The sequence below is a fragment of the Bacteriovorax sp. PP10 genome (genome assembly GCF_035013165.1).
In the GTDB taxonomy this organism is placed as follows: Bacteria; Bdellovibrionota; Bacteriovoracia; order Bacteriovoracales; family Bacteriovoracaceae; genus Bacteriovorax; species Bacteriovorax antarcticus.
The window spans coordinates 636,140-649,693 of record NZ_JAYGJQ010000001.1 but is presented as its reverse complement, the minus strand read 5'-3'; the positions used below and the strand labels follow the sequence as shown (position 1 = coordinate 649,693).

General features: G+C 37.7%; 14 protein-coding genes and 1 tRNA gene. 8 read left to right on the top strand and 7 right to left on the bottom strand.

Annotation, left to right across the window (positions count from 1 at the left end; all coding sequences use genetic code 11):
- Together SHI21_RS03160 and SHI21_RS03155 are read left to right on the top strand one after the other, a co-directional pair.
- The gene (locus SHI21_RS03160; RefSeq protein ID WP_323574666.1) at positions 1–1,155 is read left to right on the top strand and encodes a cysteine desulfurase family protein; all 1,155 of its coding nucleotides are present in this window, start codon (positions 1–3) and stop codon (positions 1,153–1,155) included.
- Positions 1,155–1,853 carry a hypothetical protein gene (locus SHI21_RS03155; RefSeq protein WP_323574665.1) on the top strand — a complete coding sequence of 233 codons (699 nt, stop codon included), beginning with the start codon at positions 1,155–1,157 and terminating at the stop codon, positions 1,851–1,853. Before SHI21_RS03160 ends, SHI21_RS03155 begins: the two co-directional genes overlap by 1 nt.
- On the opposite strand, the gene SHI21_RS03150 is transcribed toward SHI21_RS03155, so the two are convergent.
- Positions 1,839–2,705, bottom strand: a complete 867-nt coding sequence (locus SHI21_RS03150) for a hypothetical protein (protein ID WP_323574664.1) — start codon at positions 2,703–2,705, stop codon at positions 1,839–1,841. The two genes, SHI21_RS03155 and SHI21_RS03150, sit on opposite strands and share 15 nt — an antisense overlap.
- Positions 2,702–3,904 (bottom strand): hypothetical protein, encoded by a 1,203-nt coding sequence (locus SHI21_RS03145; protein ID WP_323574663.1) that lies wholly within the window; start codon positions 3,902–3,904, stop codon positions 2,702–2,704. The genes SHI21_RS03150 and SHI21_RS03145 overlap by 4 nt, the downstream gene beginning before the upstream one ends.
- Before the next feature lie 46 nt (positions 3,905–3,950).
- Between SHI21_RS03145 and SHI21_RS03140 the strand changes: the two genes are divergently transcribed.
- From SHI21_RS03140 to SHI21_RS03120, 5 genes are read left to right on the top strand one after another with little or no spacing between them, the layout of a single operon-like run.
- Positions 3,951–6,155 carry a hypothetical protein gene (locus SHI21_RS03140; RefSeq protein ID WP_323574662.1) on the top strand — a complete coding sequence of 735 codons (2,205 nt, stop codon included), beginning with the start codon at positions 3,951–3,953 and terminating at the stop codon, positions 6,153–6,155.
- Positions 6,156–6,170: 15 nt separating this feature from the next.
- Positions 6,171–7,244: an RluA family pseudouridine synthase gene (locus SHI21_RS03135; RefSeq protein WP_323574661.1), complete on the top strand. Its 1,074-nt coding sequence runs from the start codon at positions 6,171–6,173 to the stop codon at positions 7,242–7,244.
- Positions 7,245–7,529: a hypothetical protein gene (locus tag SHI21_RS03130; RefSeq protein WP_323574660.1), complete on the top strand. Its 285-nt coding sequence runs from the start codon at positions 7,245–7,247 to the stop codon at positions 7,527–7,529.
- A gap of 35 nt (positions 7,530–7,564) precedes the next feature.
- Entirely contained in the window at positions 7,565–7,993 is a 429-nt protein-coding gene (locus tag SHI21_RS03125) for a disulfide bond formation protein B (RefSeq protein ID WP_323574659.1), read from the top strand.
- On the top strand, positions 7,993–8,640 hold the full coding sequence (locus tag SHI21_RS03120) for a DsbA family protein (protein WP_323574658.1): 648 nt from the start codon (positions 7,993–7,995) through the stop codon (positions 8,638–8,640). The genes SHI21_RS03125 and SHI21_RS03120 overlap by 1 nt, the downstream gene beginning before the upstream one ends.
- Position 8,641: 1 nt before the next feature.
- On the opposite strand, the gene SHI21_RS03115 is transcribed toward SHI21_RS03120, so the two are convergent.
- Genes SHI21_RS03115 through SHI21_RS03105 form a run of 3 tightly spaced genes read right to left on the bottom strand, consistent with a single transcriptional unit; the run spans position 8,642 to position 10,344 of the window.
- Complete coding sequence (locus SHI21_RS03115; protein ID WP_323574657.1) at positions 8,642–8,932, bottom strand: hypothetical protein; 291 nt, start codon at positions 8,930–8,932, stop codon at positions 8,642–8,644.
- Positions 8,933–8,984: 52 nt separating this feature from the next.
- Positions 8,985–9,701 carry an HAD family hydrolase gene (locus SHI21_RS03110; RefSeq protein WP_323574656.1) on the bottom strand — a complete coding sequence of 239 codons (717 nt, stop codon included), beginning with the start codon at positions 9,699–9,701 and terminating at the stop codon, positions 8,985–8,987.
- A gap of 7 nt (positions 9,702–9,708) precedes the next feature.
- Positions 9,709–10,344 (bottom strand): hypothetical protein, encoded by a 636-nt coding sequence (locus tag SHI21_RS03105; protein ID WP_323574655.1) that lies wholly within the window; start codon positions 10,342–10,344, stop codon positions 9,709–9,711.
- Between the two features lie 162 nt (positions 10,345–10,506).
- Here SHI21_RS03105 and SHI21_RS03100 point away from each other — a divergent pair.
- Positions 10,507–10,582 (top strand) — tRNA-His (locus tag SHI21_RS03100).
- 1,165 nt (positions 10,583–11,747) lie between these two features.
- On the opposite strand, the gene SHI21_RS03095 is transcribed toward SHI21_RS03100, so the two are convergent.
- A complete protein-coding gene (locus tag SHI21_RS03095) occupies positions 11,748–12,359 on the bottom strand; it encodes a hypothetical protein (RefSeq protein WP_323574654.1) in 612 nt (203 codons plus the stop codon).
- A gap of 133 nt (positions 12,360–12,492) precedes the next feature.
- Positions 12,493–13,248 carry a substrate-binding periplasmic protein gene (locus SHI21_RS03090; RefSeq protein WP_323574653.1) on the bottom strand — a complete coding sequence of 252 codons (756 nt, stop codon included), beginning with the start codon at positions 13,246–13,248 and terminating at the stop codon, positions 12,493–12,495.
- Between the last annotated feature and the right edge of the window lie 306 nt (positions 13,249–13,554).

Genomic DNA, 13,554 nt, shown 5'->3' with positions numbered 1-13,554 from the left:
ATGATTTACGCTGATTATAATGGAAGTGCTCCTCTTTGCTTACAAGTAAAAGAGTATCTGATCAAGAGACTTGAAAAAGGGCCATTCGCTAACCCGAATGCCATTCACTATCTTGGAGCAAAAACATTAATGGGAATGGAAAACGCTCGCGCGGTTTGTGCCAAAATTCTAGGTGCAGATTTCGATCAGGTGATTTTCAACTCTGGAGCAACAGAAGGAATCTCAACTGTTTTTCACAGTGTTTTAGGCCGCGAAGTAAAAAAGAAAATAATTATCATTTCTGGAATCGAGCACTCGGCAATTATCAATACAGCAAACTACTACGCACAAGAGCGTGGGTTTGAAGTAAAAGTTCTTCCAGTCAACGGTGACGGAGTTGTTGATGTAGAAGTCCTAAAACAATGGATCGGACAAAACAAAAATAACATCGCTCTTATTTCAGTTATGGCCGCAAACAATGAAACGGGAGTTATCCAACCTTACAAAGAAATCAATTCTCTTTGTGTAGATAACGGAATTCCATTTCTTTGCGATACAACACAGTTCATTGGAAAAACTCCATTCAACTTTAAAGAATCAAATTTCGATTACGCTGTGACATCAGGCCACAAATTTGGGGCACTGACTGGAACAGGAATTCTTCTGGCAAAAAATCCAGAAGGCATCACTCCACTTATCATTGGTGGTGGTCAGGAAAAAGGACACCGTGGTGGAACTCAAAACTATCTAGGTAATGAGACTATGGCCGTTGCTTTAACTGCAATCGACGCCGCTTTCGTTAATCTTGAAGCTCTTGCTAAAAAACGTACAGAGTTCGAAGCTAAAATGAAAAAAGCTTTCCCTGCAGTTGTCATTCTTGGAGAAAATGCTCCACGTCTTGCAACGACAACTTATATTTCTTATCCAGGAATTCACGGACAAGCGGTGCAAATCGAACTTGAATCACAGGACATTTTCGTTACAACTTCATCTGCATGCTCAGACAACATGCCGGTCACATCTAAAGTGCTTAGAGCAATGGGTGTCACTGATGATGTAGGTCGCGGTGTGGTTCGAATCAGTCTTTGCATGAACTCTCCTCATGAAAACTATGATCTTCTAACAGACGCACTTTCTAAGGCGTATGCTAAACTTACAAAGGTTGCGAGCTTTTAATGATGAGAAACCATTTTTCACTACTACTACTGGCCTCTCTGGTTATGCTTGCTTCATGTTCAAGCGCTCAAAAAAGAAACTCTGTTTCTATTTCAACGGCGAGCTCTGGACTGGTTAAAAACCACGACTTAACCTTCCCACTTTATTTAACTGATAAAATTGAATCAAGATCAGAAGTAGCAGCAAAAATATCTGATAATGTTTTCATTGTTCATACCGGGCATATCTTAAAGGCCAATGCGACAAAAGAGCAGAACGAGGCCACGCTTCAATCTCTTCTTGGTAAAGGTGTGGACGTTGTGAATCTTACGATTGAAGACTTCATCATCGCGGACTCTCAGGATATCTCTTTTGATAAATACCCTCAGCAGTTTTTAAACAGCTCTGTGGTTGATCTTAACGAAGACAATTTCATTAAGAAGGCCAATATTAATCCCTACATCATTCATGAAGGTGTGGCGTTGATTGGTTTATCAGACAAAAAAATCGACAAGAAATTTTCAATGGATAAATTTTTAGTAAGTGATTATGTTCTGGCCGTTCTTCGCGCCAGGAAATCAGCACTAAAAGATGCTTCAGTTGATGCAAATCCTGCAAGTCCACTACGCTCTTTTGTTATTGTTCACACAATTGGTGCAGACATTAACGAAGTGATGGAAAGACTTCCACCTAACTTCATTAACTCACTGGCAGACTAAGATTTTATCGGCGTTAGACACAGGCTCCAGGTCACTCTGGCAAATTCCTGCATCTAGTGGATCGACGACTTTGATTCCACGTGGACAAGCAGGTTCATTTTTTTCACCACAATGATTTTGTCCGCAAAATTTTGATCCACCTTGTGGGCATTGGAAATCGACGACTTCATACCAACCATATCGACATTGTTCGCAGCGGTTCTCTCCGACTGTTTGACAGTCTTTGTTGACCTGCTGACATCTGATAGCTGTTCCTCTAGCGAAACGATCTGAAAGCTGTCCCAGGTACTTATTGCTGGCGAAATCAAAACTGTCTTCGCTTAGTCTTAAAAGTCTAAGCCCGCTAATTAAGCGTTTTTCAGAAAGGGCCTGGTATTTTTCGTGAACTAATCCTAATTCGATATTAGGAGTAGGAATTGAGATCTCAGTTTTTTTCTTATTGTAGTCAAAACTCATGACGATTTTATAGTTCGCTACTGCTACTTTGAAATTATCAACGCCATCAAGTGAGACAAAAAATTTATCGTCAGTTGTCGCCTCTGGGCACTCAGTCTGGTTTTTAGTCTCCTGAACTCTAATGCGTCCGACTTTTTCTTTATAAGGAACCTGATAATAAAGGCAGTGCTTTTTATCGACAAGGCCGCCGGCACTTGGAATAGTCAGACTCATGACCAATTGTTCGAAACCTGGAGGGCGAGTGATTACTTCATTATTGTATTTCAGGTCACCAGTAGAAGTGGCATAAATCCATTCTTGTGTAAGCTTCAAATCTATTTCAGGAATCGTCATGGCAGTCTGATTCGTGCTCATGCATGAAGTAACTAGCAATAAACAACAAAGAATTAATTTCATTGCATCACCTCTCTCATACAACGAAATCCTACTTGAAATTTATCAATCGCTACAAAAGGATTTAATCCTCTGAAGTCGAAATCCCTTAAATCAAAACCTTCTCCGTTCCATCCGGCGCGGAAGCCAAGTTTATGCCATGAAGATTTTGAATCAAAATAAAATGAAGAAGCACGTAAGTTACTTTCCGGATCTATCGGGTTTCTGAACACTTCAAAAACTCCGCCCATTGAATCCTGTAATCCTGCCCATGTCGGGCCGATTGAATTAAGCTGGTATGTTTTTTTAGCAAGGCAGTCTTTTGAATAAATCAAATTACAGTCTGACTTGTAGTCACTGGTTTTTTTCGTCCAGTAATAAGGCGAACGAAGATTTCTCTTTGGAATTTTATCGGTTAAATCCATTGGTAAAAAAGTAGCGGCATCAAAAAAGTGGGCCAGCATAACTTGTTTGCCTTTAAACGAACAAAAATTTTCAATTTGTGAATAATTTAGGTCTGTCGCTGGTAAAAAAAGATCATTTCCTGTTTTTGCTTTTAATCCACGAGTGAAATCAGGGTTTCCAAATTTTAACCAGTCATTAACTTCAGCGTTGGTCGTCAGGTGAATGTCTAAATAAAGGTGGCGGTTGTAATTATCAAAACGATAGTCTTCACCATCTTTTGGATCAACTGGCTCGCCATAAGCATAAGCTCTTTGCTCCAGGTAAACTTCCTGGCATTGATCTGCTAAAAAAATATCCATGCGCTTTTTTGTTTGCAGGTCTTCGATCGTAACCGTCGCTCCCGGATCTCTTAAACCAGTGTATGACGTATTCGATTTCGTCATGTAACGATAAGATGAATTATCAAATTCTTCAAAGTTCACAAATTTGTAATTTAAATTTTTAGAAAACAGAGCATGACACTGAAGCAGAATTGGACTGCATCTCAAAAGTGATTCATCAAACTTTGATGTTATCCCTAAATGTTTTAAGCAAGCTGACTTAATCAGCGACCATTCTCTCGACTCTTCACCTTCAGTCCACATTCTGTGAATCTCTGAAGAGTTTTGAAATAAACGCATGAAAGAAGCCTTTTCCTGAACAAATTGATCGGGTTTTAGTGCCTGCGTGCGGCCCTTATAGAAAAAAGCGATGCCTGCGCCCGCAAAAAGAACGGCACAAACTAACACTGGAACAATGAATCTTTTGTAATTTTTCATAAGAGATTACAATATAACTAACAATGCTCTCAAAGGAAATACACATATGAGCTACCAAGATTGGATTAATCAAGCTTCTGAACAACCTGACGCTACTTTGGAAACATTATCGTTTTCAGACTATATGACTATTTTCGAAAAGAACCCTAAGCTTGAAAGTAGACCAACGTTTGAATATATCCGCGATATGCTCAACCACTACGGTGTCAACGCAGACGGATCATTTAAATTATTTCAAATGAAACACCCTGACTCTCCTGCTGTTCACGGACAGATTAAAGTGCAGCAATCACTTTATCAAAACCTGGTGAACTTCAGCGAAGAAGGATTTAATAATAAATTTATTCTTTTGATCGGGCCTAACGGTTCATCTAAATCATCAATCGTTAATAAAATTATTAAAGGAATGGAAGAGTATTCAGAAACTGAAAGCGGAAAACTATTTAGCTTCAGCTGGATTTTTCCTTTAGATAATTATGTAAAAGGATCTCTGGGATTAAATAGTACAGTTAGAGAAAGCCAGCACGGAAGTTACGCTTATCTTGAAGATAAAGAAATTTCTGCGATCATGCCTTCTGAGTTAAAAGATCACCCTCTTTTACTCGTTCCAAAAGAGCACCGTCAAAAACTTATTGAAGAAGCACTTAAGGGAGACGCCAGACTTCTGGCCTCTGTTCGTAAGTCTTATCTATACCGAGGGGATCTTTCAAAAAGAAACCGTATGATCTACGACGCTCTTTTAAAGAACTACAAAGGAAAACACGCTGAAGTTTTAAAACACATCCGCGTAGAAAGATTTGCAATCAGTAAACGCTACTCGACTGCTGCTGTGACAATTGAACCTCAAATCCATGTTGATGCTCGCATGCAACAAATCACAATGGATAAAAGACTTCAAAGTCTTCCGCCAAGCCTTCAATCACTGAATTTATTTTCACTTCAAGGTGAAGCAGTTCTCGCGAACCGTGGTGTTCTAGAGTATTCAGATTTATTAAAGCGCCCGCTTGATGCATATAAATACTTATTGATGACGATGGAAACAGGATCAATCAATCTTCAGGGTATTTTAACTGAGCTTGATATTTTCTTCATCGGTACATCAAATGAAATCCACCTTGCAGCTTTCAAGCAGCACCCGGATTTCAATTCATTCAAAGGCCGCTTTAACTTCATCACTGTTCCTTACCTTCTCGATGTGAAACATGAAGAGAAAATTTATGCTGAACAAGTTGATGGGATTGGAGACCGCTCACAATTTTCACCTCATGCACTAAATGCTCTTTGCTTCTTTGCTGTTTTAACCCGCCTGCGCGTTTGCCAGACGAAAAATTACAATGACAAAAAGTTAGCAAATATCGCGACTAACCTTAATCCGTTAGAAAAAGCTCTATACCTTGCTGGAGTTGAACTTCCAGAAAAATTAGATATCGAATCAAAACAAATCTTAAAACAAGGTTTTGATGATATTGCTAATGAGTACATCAACGACAGTTTATACGAAGGGAAATTTGGTTTATCACCAAGAGATGTAAAACATGTTATTTACAAACTTTCTTCACTTCATAAAAATGTAACGTTTGTGGAAGTTTTAGAATACCTACAACACTTAATCCAAAAGAAGAGTGAGTACGATTTCTTAAACATGGCCCCTCAGGCTGATTATCATAATCCAGGGCGCTTCCTTGAATTAATCAAAGAGCACAACCTAAATATCTTTGATCGTGAGTTAAGATCGGCACTGGGTCTGGTAGATGACCGTTCATACGAAGACTACATCCGTCGTTACATTGAAAATATCAATGCATTAAACAAGGGTGAGAAAATTAAAAATACCGCTCTTGGTAAATATGTTGATCCTGATGATTTCTTCATTAAAGAATTTGAAGCAGCTATCGGCCTGAAAGAAGATTCAAAAACATACCGCTCTCAGTTGCTTTCTAAGCTTGGTGCTTACTCTCTTGATAACCGCGGAAAGTCCCTGGTTTATACAGAAGTATTCCCAGACTTAGTGAACAGTCTGCAAGAGTCTTTCAGAAGCGAGCAGAAGAAAGTTATTCAAAACATTTCACGAAATATGGTCTTTTTTGAAGCAGAGTATGCTAATACAATGGGGCCGGGACAAAGCTCTCCTCTATCTGACGAAAACAGAAAACAGATTAAGTCTGTGCTAGCAAACCTAGAAGCTCGCGTTGGATATACAGAAGGTGCAGCGATGTCTTTAGTGAAATTTCTCATTAAAGAACGTTACTAACTAAAAAGATTTCTCATGACTGTTATTCATAAAATTTACCGTGATGACGTGTTCGAAGTCCGCCATATGGCGGACGAAGAGCACGACGGCATGAGGCTCGATCAATTCCTTGGTGTCTACCTTGAATCTTTTTCAAGAGAGATCATCAAAAAGAAAATCAAAGAAAAAGAAATCACGATTGTCGGGCGCCCTGGTGTTCATAAACCATCGAGCCCGATTCATCACAAAGATGAAATCATCATCCGTTTTTATAAAAGTAAATACGAAGACGAATACTGGAAAGGTCAAAAGCTTGAGCTGCAAACCACTCCGGATATTGTGTATGAAGACAACGACCTTCTGGTTATCTCTAAACCTGCCTTCATGTCCACTCACCCGGCCGGAAGACATTTGTTTAACTGTGCGACAGTATTCTTTGAAATGAAGTACAACCACACGATCCACTCTCTTCACAGAATTGACCGCGAGACTTCCGGAATCCTGATGCTCGGAAAAAATCCCAAGATGGCCACTGAGATGATGGAGCGTTTTGAAGATGACGACGTAAAGAAATGCTATTTATTTGTAGCGAGAATAGGCCCTGAGTTTAAACACGAAGACTATTTTATTGCCAATGAGCGCATGGGAAATCCTGATGAAGGACTAAAGCGCATTGTTGTGCAGTCTTATCCTGAAAATTCAAATGAAGGAAAACATGCCCGCACGTTTTTCTATATTATTGCTAAAAATGAAAATTATGTAATTGGAATTGCTTGTCCACAAACAGGAAGGCAGCACCAAATCAGAGTGCACGCTAAGGCCCATGGATTCCCTTTAATAGGTGATAAACTCTATCTTGGCAGTTATGAAATGTTTCAACGTTTCAAAGACATGGTAGCAACAGAAGAAGATCACGATATAATGGAGTTACCTCGTCATGCTTTACATGCTATCGCATTAAAAATTCCTTATAGAGGAGCTGAAAAACTTTTCATTACAAAAATCCCGACTGATCTTGCTGGTTGGATAACAACGCACACTGAATTTAAAATTCCTGATCTGGAAGAAAAGATTCAATTAACAGTGAAAAAATACTACAATAGCTTCTAAATGAAGAAGTTCCTTATCCTTTGCTCAATCTTATCGATCGTTCTAACTGTGTCACTACAATTTTCTCGTGACCAGGGGACATTCTATTGTGAAGAGCAACACGACTCTTCAGCTCAATGTGCGACTTGTTCCGCTCAACCAGAAACACTTTACGATACAACAGCTCTTCTTACTAACGTCGTTCTCATTCCGACTTTTCTCGGTGAAATATTTTTCAAACCTATCAACGTTACCAGCATCAATGTGGTCGTTACATTCGATCGCCCGCCTGCTTTTCTAGCTTAATACATTTTTTCTTTCTAACTAATTAAAGGACTTTTATGAAATCAAAAGACCCTTTCACGTTGATTTATTTCGCGTGGATCGTAAATATTGTTTCTTTTACCGGATCAATGTTTTTTTCAAACTATATGATGCTTCCTCCCTGCACTCTATGCTGGGCCCAACGCATTTGTATTTTTCCAATGAGTTTCATCCTGGCCGTAGGATTCTTGAAGAAAGATAAAAATGTTGTCTGGTACGCTCTGCCTTTAGTTGTGATTGGTTGGATTATTTCTCTGTACCACAACCTGCTTTACTACAAGATCATCCCGCAAGCGATCACTGCTTGCACAAGTGGCGTATCTTGTACTGCTAAACAGATTGAGTACCTGGGATTCATCACGATTCCACTGATGGCCTACGTGAGCCTTACAATCACGCTTATTTGCTTATTAATATTTTATAGAAACACTAAAAAGGATACTTAATGAAAAAGGATATTAAACTCGTCATCTTCCCTCTGATTGCTCTAGTTATTTTTGGAGGCCTACTCGCTTTCTTTAATAAAAAAGACGCCCCAGTTGAGGAAGACTTAGCTCTTTCAACTCCTCAAGGTAATCTTCTTCGCGAAGGCAATTACATGAAAGGATCAGCTGCTGCAAAAGTTTCAATTGTAGAATTCTTCGATCCTGAATGTGAAGGCTGTGCAGCTTTCCACCCTATTCTTCAAAAGGTTCTTGCTGAATACCCTAAAGATGTTCACCTGATTGCTCGTTATATGTTATTCCATGGAAACTCATTCCCAGCGGCACTTGCTCTTGAAGGTGCTGGTAAACAAGGAAAGTATTGGGAAATGTATTCGATTCTTTTAGAAAGACAAGCTGAGTGGTCTCACCAGGACAAACCAGTTAATTCAATCTTTGAAGGTTTTGCAAAAGAATTGAAACTTGATTTAGTTGAATTCAACAAGTCATACGAAGACATCACTTTCAAAGCAGCTCTTGCTCAGGATATTACAGACGGAAAACTTCTGGGAGTAAAAGGAACACCAACATTCTTCATCAATGGAAAAATGTTAATGAATCTTAGCTACAATGATTTAAAATCAACTATTGATAAAGAACTAAAGCTCTAAATTATAAAGTTTTATCAACGTGGAGAATGATCTTCTCCACGTTTTTTTGAATCTTCTCGTTTTGAAATGATTTTAAGACTTCCTGCTTTCCTTCACCTAAAGCGTCGTCAATCAGACTTCCACCAAATTGAATCAAGCTAATCATCGCCAGGACAACACCGGTGACAACCACAATCGTAACTAAACTCACACCGATCACAATATTGAGTCTCATGCGTTTATCAATGCTCAAAAACTTTTGATACAAAAAAGAGGCCGAGCTTTTATATTTAATGTTGGATGTGTTCTTCATTACTCATGCTAACGAAGAATAAAATATTTTAATAATCGAAAAACACGATTGATTAGAGTGTTTTTTTCAAATAATTAAATACACCCCAAGGCCCGACGTTATCATCCCCTGTAAGAATCGTCGTCGGTTTGAATTCCAGACGATCAATCACAGCAGAGATATTTGCTACGCCAACAGAGTTTTTAAATGACTTAAACATCGTCTGATCGTTAAGAGAGTCGCCGAAGAAAACGCCGTCGTCAGAGTTCATCCCTTTCAATTTTAAAAAGTGCTGAACAGCTTTATATTTCGACATTTCTCCACACCAGAAGTTCAGGTGGACATTAGAAGTTGAGAAGTTGATCTTCTTTTCACGAAGGAAGTCTTCGATGTGATGAAACAAAGTCCCATCCTGAAGATCATGTAATTCAATCGCTCTATCCGTTTTTCTACCAAAAGAATCAACTGATAAAGGAGTATTTGGGAATTTAGCAGTAAACTCAGAGCAGAAGTCGGCCAGGCGTTTTACTTCTAGAGGAGAAATCAAACACTCTTCAGTAATAAACTTCCCGTTTCTAGAAACGATCGCTCCGCCACCTTCAACGATAACATCAGTTAAAAATGGAAAGTGAGTTAAAAGAAAATGTCCCCATGAAAGGGAGCGGCCCGTGACAATCACGAGTGGAGTTTTTTTACTCTCCAGAAGTGAGAGCACATCAAAAAAAATGGGACTCAAACTTTCTTTGTAAGTTAGAGTCCCATCAAAATCAGAAAAAATAATTTTATACATTTAGTTATTATTCGATTGGGTAACCAACACCGAAAAACACTGCTGTGAAAGAGTCTTTAAGACCGATAATCATTTCAGCGTTTGCAGTTACTGGTTTAGTTGTAAGTAAGTAGTCACTAGCGATCACACCAGAAATACCGATGTTTGCACTTAATGTAGTCTCATATTGGTTTCTTTTTCCATCTAAGCTAATTCCGTAAGGAAGAGATAAGTATGGGAACGCTTCGTTACCCCAGAAACTGAAACCTTTTGAAACAGATGGAGCGATACCAATGATGTTTCTTCTTGTTCCGAATTCTTTTGAGTTTTCTACGAATGCTTTAATAGATGTACGTGGTTGAATATCGTAATCTGGAAATAGTTCATAATCGTATCCAGCAAATAAACGAGCTGAGCGTTCACCACCAGAAATACCAACACCAGCATCAACTGATGAAAGTTGATTTAATTTTTGTGTATAACGGGCCTGAAGACCTAAACCACCACCGTCTGAAACAATACCAGTCACTTCAGCTGAAAGAACTTTTTTGTCTTCTGCTAATGGAAATGTTGAAATACCCATTCCGTAACCAAATGCTGCACTAGATCCTAAAACCATAGAGAGCGTTAGTGTTAAAAGTGATAATCCTTTTAAATTCTTCATATTTACCGTCCTAAATAAGCAAAATGTCATTACTTTTATTTAATAGCACAATTACTAAAGAGTCAAAAACAAACCGGTAAAAACTATAGGAAGTACGTGATATGGCAACATTTTCATTGACGGAAAAGTGATCTGACCCTATAAATGTGCTTACGAAATATGGTGGGTGTAGTTCAGTCGGTAGAGCACTAGATTGTGATTCTAGGTGTCGTGGGTTCGAGCCCCATCATCCACCCCATTTTTCGTGACATTTATTTCAGTGAAAACCTTCGCAAGAAGTAATCATATTAAAGCCCCGGGTTAACCTTCTGGGGCTTTTTTTTGTCTAAAATTCTAATTTCAATTTTTATACTGCAAAAATAAAAAAGCCCCGACAGTGTCGAGGCGATTATAATTTCTTAATTTTAATGATCAGAAATTGATTCGAGAATTAGGGATTTAAAGAGCAGGATGAAAATTAGGAAGCTGACACTTCGAACGACAGAACTCTTCATCTTCTATAAATGATACACACCATGAACTACAGCTTTCGATAATTTGTAAACTACAAGATTCGGTTCCTTGATGGTAGCTCGATAATAGCTCTATGACATTGTTGCTTGTCATTGCATATTGAGCTGCGCATTTGTCACTTTCGTCAGACATCGCTGTTTTGCAAAATACGTGTCCCATTTGAAATTCTATAATAGAAGAAATTGTCCATCTCGTCTTAAAATCTTCTAAGTCGGTACTGTTGAAGCACTCTCGCGGCTCACTTTGCACAGAATGGTCACTCCAATGCGCGAATGCAGGAATTGAAAACAACAGTGAAATGAATAGTATTAAGTTTTTCATTCAAAATTTTTATCATCTAAAATAATTATTGTCTATAATCCTAATGGTTAACACCCAAACCTTGATCACAAACTTTTTGTGTTTCAACTCTGAAAAAATCTAATGAACATTGCAGGAACCTGCACCAATAAAAAACCCCTCATGATAAGAGGGGTTTTAAGGTTTTGAAACTCCAAATAGGTCTAACAAACCTGGCTTGGGGAATAAGAAATCTTAGCATAATTATAAACTTATTCAAGCCGAGAGCTCCAAGGCCAATGAAGGCCCTTCTTTGGAGGCACGGATGCTCAAGGTTTTGAAAGTATTAGAGTTATTAATCCTGATTTTAAAATTACTAACAATAATTTTAAAGTCGTTAAGGGACTTACTCTAAGGCTTGGGGAGGAGAAATCCTCCCTTTTTTTTCCGTGATAAAGATACGGTTTTGTATATGATTGCCCTCGCCGACACATGCCACCCCATTTTTCGTATCTATTTATGTAAGTGACGACCTTCGCAAGAAGTAATCATATTAAAGCCCCGGGTTAACCTTCTGGGGCTTTTTTTTGTCTAAAATTCTAGTTTAATCTTTATTCACCAAATCCGAAATCCAAGCTAATTGGCATATCTCGTGAGTAAACCTGAATACTGTCCTCAAATTCTTTATGGATCTTTTTTACAGAAGAATAATACTGACCAAAAATTTTCTTATTCACTTCAGTCGCTTTATCAAAAACTTCTGCAGATTCTACTGCTAACTGATCTTCCTTTTTACGGTCGAAAATTTTAGAAGAATGAATTTGTTGATACTTTTCTCCTAATCTCGTATCTTCTTTAAGATAATTTTTACGAGCTTCTAAGTATTCATTAAACATTCTTTGCCCATCTTTATCACTTATAGAAATTAGAAAGCCTTTTAATTCTTCAAGCCATTTCTCATGAAGCTCCTCCCAAGGTATTTGAGACTCAACAATTTCTTTAGTGTTTATTGTGTTGATTAGTTCATTTTGAATAGAATTTTTATTGTGAATATTAGTAGTAGTTTTATGCGAACTCTTTATTGCAAATGATAAATTATTCTGGTCGCTCAATCCCGGTGATATTTTCATGTTGTCCACTGAAGACAATCTTTTGCTTACACTAATCAAGCTAAGAGCAACAATAATTATTAAAACAAAAATTAGGAGTTTTTTTCTATTCATTAATCTTTATTCATTTTCATAGGGTTTTTGACGTTAAAAATACCCAAGGTCTAACAAACTTGAATTTGGGGGGAGAAGCAATTCTCCCCTTTTTTATTTTCAGGATGAAAAATTCCCGTATTTCAAATATCGCCTATTTGCTTTTCCCGTTAATTAAATTTTGGAAAAAATTCTCTTTCCTTAACTGCAGAATTATTTTGTCGATTTTAGGAATAATGTTTTTATGTTTTTGATTAAAATAGGGATAGAATTTGGATTCTGAAAGCGTGCCTGCGATCCGAACTTCTGGGGCTTCAATTTCCAATTTCTTTTGGAACAACTCTATAGGTAAAACATCAGTGCTCAAAACGAGATCTACTCTATTTAGTTTAAGCATACCTAAGCATTGTTTCGCATCGTTAACTGGATTTAGTTTTAATCGATGAGACTTTTTTTGTAGATTCTGCTCAATGTCTTTATAGCCTAGCTGGTAACAAATCGATATGTCCTTATCTAAAAGATCGTTCCAGTTATTGATATGAATAAGTGATTTTTTCAGGACATAGGCATAGGTCTTGATGGTATACATATATTCTTTTGTTCTTATCAAGTTGGGATAATTCTTCAAATCAAGAGTCTCAAGTCGTGTATGCTCTATATCCATCTCTCCCTTGTTGACAGATATCAAGCTTCGCTCGGCCGGTAAAACAAAAACTGTAAATTGATATCCTGAACGTGAGCCAATTTTTGCCCAGATTTTTGTTACAATATTTAAGGAAGGAGCATCGGAGAGGGATACACGGTAGGTATAAGGGACATTGTCTTTTTCTTCGACAGTAGTAGCATTGCTGAAAAAACTAATGCTAAATAATAATATGACCACCGTACTGATCTTAAGGGATTTAAACACTACGATCCTCATCTATTTTTTTAGTTATTTTATATTAACAAAAACTAATTACAATTTTATTAAGTTTTCCAAAATTTTCTTGTTTAAAAACTGACCTTCTGTGCGTACTGTTTTCACTGCTTTTCATAAAATCAATAAACCTTTGGTAAGGTTATTATTAAGACTCAAATTATTTAAAAAAATTGTTCTCGGAATCTTACTGTATTTCGGGTTTACAAATATTATTTTCAGCAACATTACTACATTTTTTTGCCATGGCGCAAGAAGATAAATATGTAGGGTAAACTCTCGTTGCCAACGCAACCT